This window comes from Pseudomonas sp. NFX5, from assembly GCF_049132125.1.
GTDB lineage: Bacteria > Pseudomonadota > Gammaproteobacteria > Pseudomonadales > Pseudomonadaceae > Aquipseudomonas > Aquipseudomonas marginalis.
This window is the reverse complement of record NZ_JAFMZG010000007.1, coordinates 28,149-40,123: the sequence shown is the minus strand read 5'-3', so window position 1 is coordinate 40,123 and position 11,975 is coordinate 28,149. Positions and strand designations below refer to the sequence as shown.

The following is an 11,975-nucleotide window of genomic DNA, read 5'->3' as shown; positions in this document are numbered from 1 at the left end:
CAGGCTGCACTTGTGACACGGGGGGCTGGCTGATACTGTACAAAAAACCAGTATCGGTAAGCCTCCATGCAGTTGATCGAAAAACTCAGCATCCTCGCCGACGCCGCCAAGTACGACGCCTCCTGCGCCAGCAGCGGCGCGCCCAAGCGCAGTTCGGAAGGCAAGGCAGGGCTGGGCTCCACCGATGGCATGGGCATCTGCCACAGCTACACGCCGGACGGTCGCTGCGTATCCTTGCTCAAGGTGTTGCTCACCAACTTCTGCCTCTACGACTGCCAATACTGCGTCAACCGCCGCTCCAGCGACGTGCCCCGTGCACGCTTCAGCCCGGAGGAGGTGGTCACCCTGACCCTGGATTTCTACAAGCGCAACTGCGTCAGCGGGCTGTTCCTCAGCTCCGGCATCATTCGTTCGGCCGACTACACCATGGAGCAATTGGTGCGGGTGGCCAAACTGCTGCGCGAAGAGCATGACTTTCGCGGTTACATCCACCTCAAGACCATCCCCGAGGCCGACCCGGCGCTGATTGCCGAGGCCGGGCGCTACGCCGATCGCCTCAGCGTGAATATCGAACTGCCCACCGATGCCAGCCTGCAAACCCTGGCGCCGGAAAAGCAGATCGTCTCGATCAAGCAGGCCATGCAGACCATCTACACCGGCGAGCAGACGGTCTTCAACGAACCCCGTGCACCGCGTTTCGCCCCGGCCGGGCAGAGTACCCAGATGATCGTCGGCGCCGACGAGACCGACGACAGCACCATCCTCCACAGTGCCGAGGCGCTGTATGGCAACTTCAAGCTGCGCCGCGTGTATTACTCGGCCTTCAGCCCCATCCCCAACAGCCCGAAAAGCGTGCCACTGGCCGCGCCGCCGTTGATGCGCGAGCATCGCTTGTACCAGGCGGATTTCCTGCTGCGCAGCTACGGCTTCAGTGCCAACGAACTGTTCGAAGGCCCCGGCCACCTGGCCCTGGACATCGACCCCAAGCTGGCCTGGGCCCTGGAACACCGCGAGGTGTTCCCCCTGGACCTGAATCGCGCCGAGCCGACCTTGATCGCCCGCATCCCAGGGATCGGCCTGCGCACCACCCAGCGCCTGGTGGACCTGCGCCGCGAACGCAAGATCCGCTTTGAAGACCTGGCACGCATGCGCTGTGTGCTGGCCAAGGCCAAGCCGTTTTTCATCACCAGTGACTATCACCCGCAACAGGCGGACAGCACCAGCGTGCTGCTGCGCGAACAACTGCGCGACCACCCGCAGCCGCAGCAGATGGGGTTGTGGGGATGATCAGCCTGGAATGCGACAACCTTTTCAGCACCTGGCGCGAACAGGCGCGCTGGCTGCTCAGCCATCAGGTCGACCCCAGCCAGGTCAGCTGGGGCGAGGTACAGGCGGCGGACCTGTTTGCCACCGATGAGCCGATCCCCGCGGGCTTGGGGCCGTTCCAGGCGCGTGTTCCCAAGGCGCTGCTGGAGCTGTTGGCGTCAGCCGCCTGTTACCAAGGCGACCAGCGTTGGAGCCTGTTGTACGAAGTGCTCTGGCGCGTCAGCCATGGCGACCGCACCGCGATGCTGGCGGGGGATAAACTCGGCACTGAATTGCAGCGACGCATCAAGCAGGTGAGTCGTGAGGCCCATCACCTGCATGCGTTTGTGCGCTTTATCGCCTTGCCGGCAGAAGCAGGGCCCGAGTTGCCGGAGTACGTGGCCTGGCATGAACCGGCCCATGACATCCTCAAATCGGCCAGCCAGCATTTTGTGGGGCGCATGGGGCGCCATCGCTGGATGATAGCCACGCCGTTGGACGGGGTGTACTACGACGGCGAGCAGCTGACCCACCAGCGTGAGTGCCCCGAGGCGTGGCGGCAGCTGGCGCAGAATGTCGAGGATCCCCACAGCGCGATGTGGCTGACGTACTACAGCCACATTTTCAACCCGGCGCGATTGAACCCCAAGGTGATGGAAGGGCACTTGCCGAGTCGGTTCTGGAAAAATCTGCCGGAGGGCAGGTTGATCCCGGGGTTGATCAGCGAGGCGCGTACGGGGAAGCAGAAGGATGGGCAGGCGAAGCTGGTGGGGGCGCGCCAAGGTAAGAAAATCTTAAGCGGGCATGGTTAAAAATGTGGGAGGGGCGGTGCGACGATTCGACTTGCTCCCGATAGCGGTGGGTCAGTGAAAGATGAGCTGACTGACACACTGCTATCGGGAGCAAGCCCCCTCCCACATTCGACCTCATTGGCTTGGCGAGTGGGGCTCAGGCCAGTTCGATGGCGGTATTTTTCACCACCGCCAACTCCGGATGCGCCACCAACTTATCGATGTGCAGCTCATCATTGTTCAGCCAGATCTCCGATACCACCCGGTAGTGCTCCATGTCCCGGCAACGCATGCGCAGGCTGTAGTCGAACGGCCCGCTGATCAGCTGGCATTCGAACACCTGGGGGCAGGCCTTCATACAGGCTTCGAAGGCCTTTTGCGCCGAGCGCCCGCTCTGGTTGGACAAGGCCACCAGCACCAGCAGCGACAGCCCGGGCGAGACCATCTGCACATCGATGATCGCGCCGTACCCGCGAATCACCCCGCGTCGCTCCAGCTTGCGCACCCGCTCCAGGCAGGGCCTGGGGGTGAGGTGCACCAGTGACGAGAGCTTTTCATAGGTGATACGCCCCTGGTGGCGCAGCACTTCGATGATCGCCTCATCGATGCGATCCAGCGCAGGGGAGGTATGGGGTCCGTTGGCCTTGGTATCCATGGGTTTCACTTCAAACGGTTGGAAAGAAATTGCTGCAAGCGCTCGCTGTTGGGGTGGTCGAGGATCTCGGCGCCGCCTTGTTCCTCGACTCGGCCTTGATGCAGGAACAGCACTTGGCTGGACACCTGGCGGGCAAAGCCCATTTCGTGGGTGACCATCAGCATGGTACGACCTTCCTCAGCTAACGTCTGTATGACTTTGAGGACTTCTCCTACAAGTTCGGGGTCGAGGGCGGATGTGGGTTCATCGAACAGAATGATTTCCGGCTCCATCGCCAGGGCCCGCGCGATGGCCACGCGCTGTTGCTGGCCGCCGGACAGGAACGCCGGGTACTGATCGGCCACGCGGCCCGGCAGGCCGACCTTGTCGAGGTACATGCGCGCGCGTTTTTCCGCTTCGGCGGCACTTACCCCCAACACCCGGCGTGGGGCCATGGTGATGTTTTCCAGCACGGTCATGTGGCTCCACAGGTTGAAGTGCTGGAACACCATGGCCAGGCGCGTGCGCAGGTTCTGCAATTGTTCCTGGTGTGGCGCGCGGGCGCCGGCGCGGCCCTGGCGCATTTCGATGCTGATGCCGTCCAGGGTGATGACACCGGCGTCCGGCTGTTCGAGAAAGTTGATGCAGCGCAACAGGGTGCTTTTGCCCGAGCCGCTGGCGCCGATCAGGCTGATCACGTCGCCGTGGCGTGCGTTGAGGGACACACCCTTGAGCACTTCGTGTTCGCCGTAGCGTTTATGGATGCCCTCGACCTGCAGCTTGACGGCAGCAGTTGCCGCCTGGGTAACGGGTACATCGACAGGATAAGTGGCCAGGGCCTGCGCGGACTGATTCATGGGTTAGCCTCGGGTAGGAACAAGAAAACGCATCCAGCGACGTTCGGCCAGTCGGAACAGGCCCACCAGTGCAAAGGACAGCAGCATGTAGAGCAGGGCGGCGATGCCGAAGGCCTGGAACGTCAGGAACGTCTCGGCATTGGCATCGCGCGCCACCTTGAGGATGTCGGCGACGGTGGCGGTAAACGCCAGCGACGTGGCGTGCAGCATCAGGATCATTTCATTGCTGTAGGCCGGCAGCGCGCGGCGCAGTGCGGCAGGCACCACCACAAACAGGTTGAGGCGCCAGCCGTGCAGGCCATAGGCGCGGGCCGCTTCGAGTTCGCCGTGGGGAATGTTGCGGATCGCCCCGGCGAAGATTTCCACGGTGTAGGCGCAGGTGTTGAGCACAAAGGCCAGCAGGGTGCAGTTGAGGGCATTGCGGAAAAACTGGTTGAGCAGGGCGTTGTCCTGCACCACCTCCAGGCTGTACAGCCCGGTGTAGCAAATCAGCAATTGGATATACAGCGGCGTGCCGCGAAACAGATAGGTGTAGACCTCCACCGGCCAGCGCAGCCAGAAGTGCGCCGACACGCGGGCCAGCGCCAGCGGGATCGAGAGGAAAAACCCCAGCACCACCGAGATAATGAACAGCCACAAGGTCATGGCAACGCCGGACAACCCGGTGCCATCGCTGAACAGGTAGGCCACGCCGTATTGCTGGAACAGTTCGATCATCGCGCCATCCCCTTGATGCCGAGGTTATAGCGCCGTTCGAGGCGCTTGAAGATGCGGTTGGAGAGGGTGGTGATCACCAGGTACACCAGGCCTGCGAGGATCAGGAAGTACAACGGCTCGTTGGTGGTCTTGCCGGCGTTCTGCGCGGCCTTGACCAGGTCCGACAGGCCAATGATCGACACCAGCGCCGTGGACTTGAGCAGCACCAGCCAGTTATTGCCCAGGCCCGGCAGGGCAAAGCGCATCAGCTGCGGGAACAGCACCAGGTGAAAACGCTGCCAGCGGCTCAGGCCGTAGGCGGTGGCGGCTTCGAGTTGGCCGACCGGCACACTGAGGATCGCACCGCGAAAGTTCTCGGTGAAATACGCGCCGTAGATAAACCCCAGGGTGATGACCCCGGCGGTAAACGGGTCGATTTCAAAGTAGTCCCAGCCGAACACTTCGCTCAGGTCGTTGAGCCACAGTTGCAGGCTGTAGAAAATCAGCAGGATCAGCACCAGGTCCGGCACGCTGCGGATCAGCGTGGTGTACAGCGTGGCCGGCACCCGCAGCCATTGGGCGCTGGACAGTTTTGCGCCGGCGGCGATCAGGCCCAGGGCGAGGCTCAGGGCCAGCGCCAGGAGCGCCAGCTTGACCGTCATCCAGGCACCCTGGGCGAGCATCGGGCCGTAGCCTTGCAGGTTGAGGAGTTCGTTCATGGGGAGATCTCTAAAGGGCGCAGACATACCCCTGTGGGAGGGGGCTTGCTCCCGATGAGGGCGTGCCAGTCGACACCTGTATTGACTGACCCGCAGCTATCGGGAGCAAGCCCCTTCCCACAAGGGATTGTGTTGGCTTATTCGTTGTAGATGTCTTGATCGCCGAAGTATTTCTTCTGGATCTGTGCGTAGGTGCCATCGGCCTGGACGGCGGCGATGCCTTTGTTGATCAGCGCACGCAAGTCCTGGTCGTTCTTGCGCAGGCCCATGGCGATGTCCAGGGGCAGGGTCGGGTCCTTGAAGGCCGGGCCGGTCTTGAAGTCGGCGCCTTCAGGCTTGGACAGGAAGTTGAGCTGGGCTTCGAGCTTGTCGGTCAGGGTGGCGTCGAGACGGCCGTTCTGCAGGTCGGCGTAGTTCTGTTCCTGGGACTGGTACGCCTTGATCTGCGCGCCCAGCCTGGCCAGGTGCGCGCGGGCATAGGCTTCCTGCAACGAACCTTGCAGCACGCCGACCTGTTTGCCTTTCAACGATTCCGGGGTGTCGCCGAAGTCGGCGTTTTTGCGCGTGATCACCGACGTGGGGCTGAGGAACAGGCGGTCGGTGAAGTCGATGACTTTCTCGCGCGCCGGGGTCACGGCCATGGACGACATGATCGCGTCGAACTTGCGCGCGCGCAGGGCCGGGATCATGCCGTCGAATTCGTTGTGCACCCAGGTGCATTTGACCTCGAGCTTGGCGCAGATGGCGTTGCCCAATTCGATATCGAAGCCTTGCAGGCTACCGTCGGCGGCCACGGATTCAAACGGGGGGTACTCGGGGAATACGCCGAAGCGGATTTCTTTCCAATCCTGGGCGTGGGCGGCGCTGGCGCACAGTGGCAACAGCAACGCAGCGAAGAGTGATCGCAGTGGAGTCATGTGTCAGTCCCTATATTTTGTAATTGATGTCAGGGCAGTAGAAAGGGTGCAGCGTGCATGCATTCGGTGACTCTTTGGTCGGGCTCAGAATGCTTCATGATGGTGCGTTTTTTGTGTCGTTTACCCGGTGCTCAAAGCGCAAATTGCGCTGTTAAAACACGCAATGCAGCGGAATCGGCTGTGACACCCGCTGAATCGGCTTTTGAGCCCTGGAAATCCGACCTGCCCATGGCGCAAAGGGGCAGGCCAGAGCGGTCTCAGGCGCGCTTTTTATGCTGTGCTCGAGGCTGTTGGGCCAGGCGCGCGAACAAGTCCTTGGGGTCGGCCAGGTCCGGCACCAGTTCCAGTTCGCTGCCGACATCCAGGGCCTTGGCCACGTCCAGCACATAGCGCAGGGCCGAGTAGTCTTCGATGGCAAAGCCCACCGAGTCGAACAGGGTGACCTGGCGCTCATGCTCGCGGCCGGCGACCTGGCCGTTGATGACCTGCCACAACTCGGTCACCGGCGAGTCTTCCGGCATGTGCTGGATTTCACCTTCGATGCGGCTTTGCGGTTCGTACTCGACGATCACACGGGCGCGCTCGACGATGCGGCGGTCCAGTTCGGTCTTGCCTGGGCAGTCGCCGCCCACGGCGTTGAGGTGCATGCCGGGCTCGATCATGTCGTCGGTGAGGATGGTCGCGTAGGCCTTGTCGGCGGTGACGGTGGTGACGATGTCCGCGCCCTTGACCGCTTCGGCCACGCTGTCGGCCAGGATCACCTTGATTGCCGGGAACGCCTTGAGGTTGGCTGCCAGCTTGGCGGTGGCCCTGGCGTCGATGTCGAACAGGCGGATCTCGTTGATGCCGAGCATGGCGTGGAAGGCCAGGGCCTGGAATTCGCTCTGGGAGCCGTTGCCGATCAACGCCATGCTGCGGCTGTTGGCGCGGGCCAGGTAGCGGGCCACCAGGGCCGACGTGGCGGCGGTACGAATGGCAGTGGTCAGGGTCATTTCCGCCAGCAGCACCGGTTTGCCGGTGTCGACGTCACCGAGGGCACCAAAGGCCATTACGGTGAGCATGCCGGCCAAGGTGTTCTTCGGGTGGCCGTTGACGTACTTGAAGGCGTACAGCGAGGCGTCGGACACCGGCATCAACTCGATCACGCCATCCGGCGAGTGGTTGGCCAGGCGTGCGCATTTTTCAAAATCGTGCCAGCGCAGGTAGTCGGCGCGGATGTACTCGGCCATCTCGGTGATGCAGGTGTGCAGGCCTTTTTGCGAAACCAGATAGCTGAGGTCGTTGACGTCGATATAGCGGGTCATGGCAAGACTCCTTATTGAAATGAGGGACGGGCGGGCAGATGCACTTCTGCCAGCATGCAGCGGGCACTGCCGCCGCCGATGCGTTCGATATTGTCGATGTTCACCACCACCGGCCGGGTGTGGCGCTCCACATGCCGGCGCTGGGCCGGTTGCAGCGCGCCCCAGGCACTGGCAGACATCACCAGCAGCGGCTGGCCGTCGCGGTCGTGGACTTCGAGCATGTTGCCGGCGAAGGCTTCGAGCTGGTCGAAGTCGAGGCCGAGGATGTCTTTGCCGGTGTCGCGCAGCGAGCGTTCCAGGGCCTGGCGTTCGTCGGCGTCGGGCAACGCTTGCAGGCACACCACCGAAAGGTCGCGGCCGACGCTCATCATCACGTTGCTGTGGTAGATCGGTGCGTGGTGGCGGTCGACGGCGTGGAAGACGCAGAGCTGGTAGTCGAGGCGTTCGGCAAACTGGCGCAACGCGTCGTGGTGGGTGCGCCCGGAGTGGCAGGCGTAGCTGATGCGGTGCTGGCGGTCGAGGACCATGCTGCCGGTGCCTTCGAGGAAAATGTTCTGTTGTTCGAGGTGGCTGAGGTCGATGGTGTCCTTGATCGCAAAGCGCTGCTCCAGCACTTGCAGCACGCCTTTGTTGCGCTCCAGTCGTCGGTTCTGGCCTTCCATCGGGTACAGCACCAGGCTGCCGTCGGCGTGGCTGCTCCACCAGTTGTTGGGGAAGATCGAGTCGGGTGTGTGGGGCGCCGGAGTGTCTTGCACCACCAGCACTTCCACGCCGTGCCGGCGCAGGGTGTCGACATAGCCGTCGAACTCTTCCAGCGCTTTCTGCTGTGCACTGCGCGGGTCGAGGGGCGGGCGTTGGAAACGGTTGTTGATCGCGGTATCCGGGTTGAAGGCAAAGCGCGCCGGGCGAATCATCAGGACGGTGTTGGTGGTTTGCATGGGGGCACGAATCCATGGGGTTGAGCAGTGGGGCTATTTTGTTCGCTGTGGCAGGGGAATCCCGGCTGAAACCCAGGGGCGGTTCAGCCGGGAAAGCTGAAAAGGGGGGTGAGGCAGCCGAATTGGCTGTTGGAGCTGGAGCGCGGTCAAAATGTGGGAGGGGGGCTTGCCCCCGATTGCGGTATATCAGTCACTCAATCCATCAACTGGCACACCGCCATCGGGAGCAAGCCCCCTCCCGCATTGGTACAGTGGCGACTGTAATAACGCCGTCAGCCAGGAGGAATCATGTCTACCGTCGTACGTCTTGCCCAATCCGAGGATGCCGAAGGGATCAGCCAGGTCATCCTGGCGGCCTTGCACAGCAGCAATGCGCGGGACTATCCAGCGGATGTGATTGCCCGGGTGGCCAGCAACTTCACCCCGGACGCGGTGCTCGACCTGCTCAAGCGCCGTGTGGTGCTGGTGGCGGTCCAGGACGGGGTGATCGTCGCCACGGCGGCCCTGGATGCCAATGTGGTGCGTTCGGTGTTCGTCAACCCTACGCTGCAAGGGCAGGGCATTGGCCGGTTGCTGATGATTGAAATCGAACTGCGCGCGCGGGAAGCGGGGGTGACGACGCTGAGTGTGCCGTCTTCGCTGACCGCCGAGCCGTTCTACACCAGGCTGGGTTTTCACACGGTACGCGACGTCTACCACGGCAATGAGCGCACGTTGGTGATGGAAAAGGCGCTGTTGTCGCGCCATCCCATCGGTCCGTATCGCGACCGCCAGCACCGCGGGCAAGTGGTGGCGTTATGGCAGGAGGCGTTTGGGTATGACACGGCGCATAACCTGCCGACCCTGGCGATCGATAAGAAACTGGCGGTCAATGACGGGCTGTTTTTTGTGGCGACGGACAAAAAGACTGTCATCGGGACGGTGCTTGCCGGCTACGACGGTCATCGCGGCTGGTTGTACTCGGTGGCCGTGCACCCTGGCTATCGACGTCATGGCCTCGGTTCCTCGCTGGTGCGGCATGCGGAACAGGCCCTGACGGCCCTGGGCTGCATGAAGATCAACCTGCAGATCACCGGTGGCAATGAGGCGGTGGTGGGGATCTATGAGGCGCTGGGGTATGGGGTGGAGCCGAGGATCAGCATGGGCAAGAAGATTGCCGAGAATATCCCGGCTCAATCCTGAGGACACCGGAGAGCAAATGTGGGAGGGGGCTTGCCCCCGATGTCGGTGTATCAGTCAACAGACTCATTGACTGACCCACTGCCATCGGGGGCAAGCCCCCTCCCACATGGGATATGCGTTGAGGCTGTTAGACCTTAACGATCCAACCCGCTGGCGCTTCGACGTCGCCGGTCTGCACGCCGGTCAGCTCTTTGTAGAGCTTCTGGGTGATCGGGCCGACTTCGGTCTCGCTGTGGAACACATGCAACTGGCCGTTGTACTGGATACCGCCGATCGGCGAGATCACTGCCGCAGTCCCGCAGGCACCGGCTTCCTTGAACTGATCCAGCTTGTCGATGAATACCTCGCCTTCGACCACTTCCAGGCCCAGGCGGGTCTGGGCCAGTTCGATCAGCGACAGGCGGGTGATGCCTGGCAGCACCGAAGGTGACTTCGGTGTGATGAACTTGTTGTCGTGGGTGATCCCGAAGAAGTTGGCCGAGCCGACTTCTTCGATTTTCGAGTGGGTCATCGGGTCCAGGTAGATCGCGTCGGCGAAACCGGATTTCTTCGCTTCCGAGCCCGGCATCAGGCTGGCGGCGTAGTTGCCACCGACCTTGGCGGCACCGGTGCCCTGTGGGGCGGCGCGGTCGAAGGTGGAGATCTGGAAGTTGTGCGGCACCAGGCCGCCCTTGAAGTAGGCGCCGACCGGGATGCAGAACACCGAGAAGATGAACTCCGGCGCGGTGCGCACGCCGATGTTGTCACCGGTGCCGATCACGAACGGGCGCAGGTACAGCGCGCCGCCGCTGCCGTACGGCGGAATGAACCGCTCGTTGGCCTTGACCACTTGCTTGCACGCGTCGATGAACGCGTCGGTCGGGACGTGGGGCATCAGCAGGCGGGCGCAGCTGCGCTGCATGCGCGCGGCGTTCTGGTCCGGGCGGAACAGGTTGATCGAGCCGTCCTTGCAGCGGTAGGCCTTGAGGCCTTCGAAGCACTGCTGGCCGTAGTGCAGGGCGGTAGAGCCCTCGCTGATGTGCAGCACGTTGTCGTCGGTCAGGGTGCCGGTTTGCCATTCGCCGTTTTTCCAGACCTGGAGAAACCGCTTGTCGGTCTTGATGTAGTCAAAACCCAGCTTGTCCCAATTGATGCTTTCGTTACCCATGACACCCTCTATCTTTGGTCAAGTCGGTTTTTTTCTGAATGGGCGCAACAATACTTCATTCCCGGGCCCGTTCGCATCCCCTGTAGCGCCCTCGCCACAAACGCTATAGGTGCAAGGCGTGGCCCAGGGCCCGCAGCGCAGCTTCCTGCACCGCCTCGCCAAGCGTCGGATGGGCGTGGATGCTGCCGGCCACGTCTTCCAGGCGTGCGCCCATTTCCAGGCTCAGGCCGAAGGCGGTGGACAGCTCGGACACGCCGGCGCCGACCGCCTGCCAGCCCACAATCAGGTGATTGTCCCGTCGCGCCACCACCCGCACGAAGCCGGTTTTCGACTCCAGCGTCATTGCACGGCCGTTGGCGGCGAACGGGAAACTCGACACGATGCAGTCCAGGCCGGCGGCCTTGGCGTCGTCGGGCGTCTTGCCGACCACCACCAGTTCCGGGTCGGTAAAGCACACCGCCGGGATCGCCGCCGGGTTGAATTCGCGGGATTGACCGCTGATCAGTTCGGCGACCATTTCGCCCTGGGCCATGGCGCGGTGCGCCAGCATCGGCTCGCCGCTAAGGTCGCCGATGGCATACACGTTGCGCATGCTGGTCTGGCAGCGGCTGTCGATCTTGATCGCCGCGCCGTTCATCTCCAGGTTCAGCGCCTCAAGGTTCCAACCCTGGGTGTTGGGTTTGCGACCAACGGCAACCAGCACCTGATCGGTTGTCAGCGCCAGGATGTCGCCATTCGGGTCGCATACTTGCAGGCTGCCATCGGCAAAACCCGTGACGCTGTGCTTGAGGTACAGCTTCACGCCCAGTTGCTTGAGGGATTCGTTCACCGGTTGCGTCAGCTCGGCGTCGTAGGCTGGCAGGATGCGGTCCTGGGCCTCGACCACACTCACGTCGGCGCCGAGCTTGCGATACGCAATCCCCAGCTCCAGGCCGATGTAGCCGCCGCCCACCACAATCAGGCGCTTGGGCACGCGGGTCGGGGCCAGGGCTTCGGTGGACGAGATGATCGGCCCGCCGATCGGCAGCATCGGCAGGTTGACGCTTGTCGAACCGGTGGCCAGCAGCAGGTGTTCGCACTGGATGCGCTGGTCGCCGACGTCGACGGTCTTGCCGTCCACCACCTTGGCCCATCCGTGGATCACCTGCACTTTGTGCTTTTTAAGCAGTGCGGCGACACCGGTGGTCAAGCGGTCGACAATGCCGTCTTTCCATTCCACGCTTTTGCGGATGTCCAGGGTCGGCACGTCCACCTCGATTCCCAACCGGGAACCCTGGCTGTGGTGCACGGTTTGCTGGAACTGCTCGGCCACGTGAATCAAGGCCTTGGACGGAATGCAGCCGATATTCAGGCAGGTGCCGCCCAACGCCTGGCCTTCCACCAGGATCGTCGGGATGCCCAGCTGGCCGGCACGAATGGCGGCCACATAACCGCCAGGGCCGCCGCCGATAATCAGCAGCGTGGTATGCAATGTCTGGGTCATGC

Annotated in this window: 12 protein-coding genes; 3 read left to right on the top strand and 9 right to left on the bottom strand. The window is 62.7% G+C overall.

The features are described 5' to 3' along the window. Nucleotides 1-66 precede the first annotated feature (66 nt). Nucleotides 67-1,287 (top strand): putative DNA modification/repair radical SAM protein, encoded by a 1,221-nt coding sequence (locus J1N02_RS02660; RefSeq protein ID WP_169898997.1) that lies wholly within the window; start codon nucleotides 67-69, stop codon nucleotides 1,285-1,287. Beyond that, complete coding sequence (locus tag J1N02_RS02655) at nucleotides 1,284-2,117, top strand: TIGR03915 family putative DNA repair protein (RefSeq protein WP_169898995.1); 834 nt, start codon at nucleotides 1,284-1,286, stop codon at nucleotides 2,115-2,117. Before J1N02_RS02660 ends, J1N02_RS02655 begins: the two co-directional genes overlap by 4 nt. Before the next feature lie 136 nt (nucleotides 2,118-2,253). On the opposite strand, the gene J1N02_RS02650 is transcribed toward J1N02_RS02655, so the two are convergent. The 7 genes from J1N02_RS02650 to ctlX all read right to left on the bottom strand — a co-directional run bounded on the left by J1N02_RS02650 (nucleotide 2,254) and on the right by ctlX (nucleotide 8,161). Next, a complete protein-coding gene (locus tag J1N02_RS02650) occupies nucleotides 2,254-2,751 on the bottom strand; it encodes an Lrp/AsnC family transcriptional regulator (protein WP_053138651.1) in 498 nt (165 codons plus the stop codon). 5 nt (nucleotides 2,752-2,756) lie between these two features. Next, nucleotides 2,757-3,587 carry an ABC transporter ATP-binding protein gene (locus J1N02_RS02645; protein ID WP_256592536.1) on the bottom strand — a complete coding sequence of 277 codons (831 nt, stop codon included), beginning with the start codon at nucleotides 3,585-3,587 and terminating at the stop codon, nucleotides 2,757-2,759. 3 nt (nucleotides 3,588-3,590) lie between these two features. Then, a complete protein-coding gene (locus J1N02_RS02640; protein ID WP_027606179.1) occupies nucleotides 3,591-4,304 on the bottom strand; it encodes an ABC transporter permease in 714 nt (237 codons plus the stop codon). Then, nucleotides 4,301-5,002: an ABC transporter permease gene (locus tag J1N02_RS02635; protein ID WP_027606180.1), complete on the bottom strand. Its 702-nt coding sequence runs from the start codon at nucleotides 5,000-5,002 to the stop codon at nucleotides 4,301-4,303. The genes J1N02_RS02640 and J1N02_RS02635 overlap by 4 nt, the downstream gene beginning before the upstream one ends. 137 nt (nucleotides 5,003-5,139) lie before the next feature. Further along, nucleotides 5,140-5,919: an ABC transporter substrate-binding protein gene (locus J1N02_RS02630; RefSeq protein ID WP_027606181.1), complete on the bottom strand. Its 780-nt coding sequence runs from the start codon at nucleotides 5,917-5,919 to the stop codon at nucleotides 5,140-5,142. Nucleotides 5,920-6,176: 257 nt separating this feature from the next. Next, on the bottom strand, nucleotides 6,177-7,223 hold the full coding sequence (locus J1N02_RS02625; RefSeq protein ID WP_421147121.1) for an ornithine cyclodeaminase: 1,047 nt from the start codon (nucleotides 7,221-7,223) through the stop codon (nucleotides 6,177-6,179). A gap of 11 nt (nucleotides 7,224-7,234) precedes the next feature. Beyond that, nucleotides 7,235-8,161 carry a citrulline utilization hydrolase CtlX gene (gene ctlX, locus J1N02_RS02620; protein WP_405125626.1) on the bottom strand — a complete coding sequence of 309 codons (927 nt, stop codon included), beginning with the start codon at nucleotides 8,159-8,161 and terminating at the stop codon, nucleotides 7,235-7,237. A 288-nt stretch (nucleotides 8,162-8,449) separates the two neighbouring features. Here ctlX and J1N02_RS02615 point away from each other — a divergent pair, with 288 nt between their 5' ends. Beyond that, nucleotides 8,450-9,343, top strand: coding sequence for a GNAT family acetyltransferase (locus tag J1N02_RS02615; protein ID WP_414887530.1), 894 nt, complete (start codon nucleotides 8,450-8,452; stop codon nucleotides 9,341-9,343). A 127-nt stretch (nucleotides 9,344-9,470) separates the two neighbouring features. Here the strand turns inward: J1N02_RS02615 and J1N02_RS02610 are convergent, their stop codons facing one another. Next, nucleotides 9,471-10,490: a branched-chain amino acid aminotransferase gene (locus J1N02_RS02610; RefSeq protein ID WP_027606184.1), complete on the bottom strand. Its 1,020-nt coding sequence runs from the start codon at nucleotides 10,488-10,490 to the stop codon at nucleotides 9,471-9,473. A 103-nt stretch (nucleotides 10,491-10,593) separates the two neighbouring features. Continuing rightward, on the bottom strand, nucleotides 10,594-11,973 hold the full coding sequence (gene lpdA, locus J1N02_RS02605) for a dihydrolipoyl dehydrogenase (protein ID WP_098479109.1): 1,380 nt from the start codon (nucleotides 11,971-11,973) through the stop codon (nucleotides 10,594-10,596). Nucleotides 11,974-11,975: the final 2 nt, after the last annotated feature.

Excerpts from the sequence above, each read along its gene's own strand:
- J1N02_RS02660 (WP_169898997.1), top strand. The coding sequence starts at position 67 with ATGCAGTTGATCGAAAAACTCAGCATCCTCGCCGACGCCGCCAAGTAC.
- J1N02_RS02655 (WP_169898995.1), top strand. The coding sequence starts at position 1,284 with ATGATCAGCCTGGAATGCGACAACCTTTTCAGCACCTGGCGCGAACAG.
- J1N02_RS02650 (WP_053138651.1), bottom strand. The coding sequence starts at position 2,751 with ATGGATACCAAGGCCAACGGACCCCATACCTCCCCTGCGCTGGATCGC.
- J1N02_RS02645 (WP_256592536.1), bottom strand. The coding sequence starts at position 3,587 with ATGAATCAGTCCGCGCAGGCCCTGGCCACTTATCCTGTCGATGTACCC.
- J1N02_RS02640 (WP_027606179.1), bottom strand. The coding sequence starts at position 4,304 with ATGATCGAACTGTTCCAGCAATACGGCGTGGCCTACCTGTTCAGCGAT.
- J1N02_RS02635 (WP_027606180.1), bottom strand. The coding sequence starts at position 5,002 with ATGAACGAACTCCTCAACCTGCAAGGCTACGGCCCGATGCTCGCCCAG.
- J1N02_RS02630 (WP_027606181.1), bottom strand. The coding sequence starts at position 5,919 with ATGACTCCACTGCGATCACTCTTCGCTGCGTTGCTGTTGCCACTGTGC.
- J1N02_RS02625 (WP_421147121.1), bottom strand. The coding sequence starts at position 7,223 with ATGACCCGCTATATCGACGTCAACGACCTCAGCTATCTGGTTTCGCAA.
- ctlX (WP_405125626.1), bottom strand. The coding sequence starts at position 8,161 with ATGCAAACCACCAACACCGTCCTGATGATTCGCCCGGCGCGCTTTGCC.
- J1N02_RS02615 (WP_414887530.1), top strand. The coding sequence starts at position 8,450 with ATGTCTACCGTCGTACGTCTTGCCCAATCCGAGGATGCCGAAGGGATC.
- J1N02_RS02610 (WP_027606184.1), bottom strand. The coding sequence starts at position 10,490 with ATGGGTAACGAAAGCATCAATTGGGACAAGCTGGGTTTTGACTACATC.
- lpdA (WP_098479109.1), bottom strand. The coding sequence starts at position 11,973 with ATGACCCAGACATTGCATACCACGCTGCTGATTATCGGCGGCGGCCCT.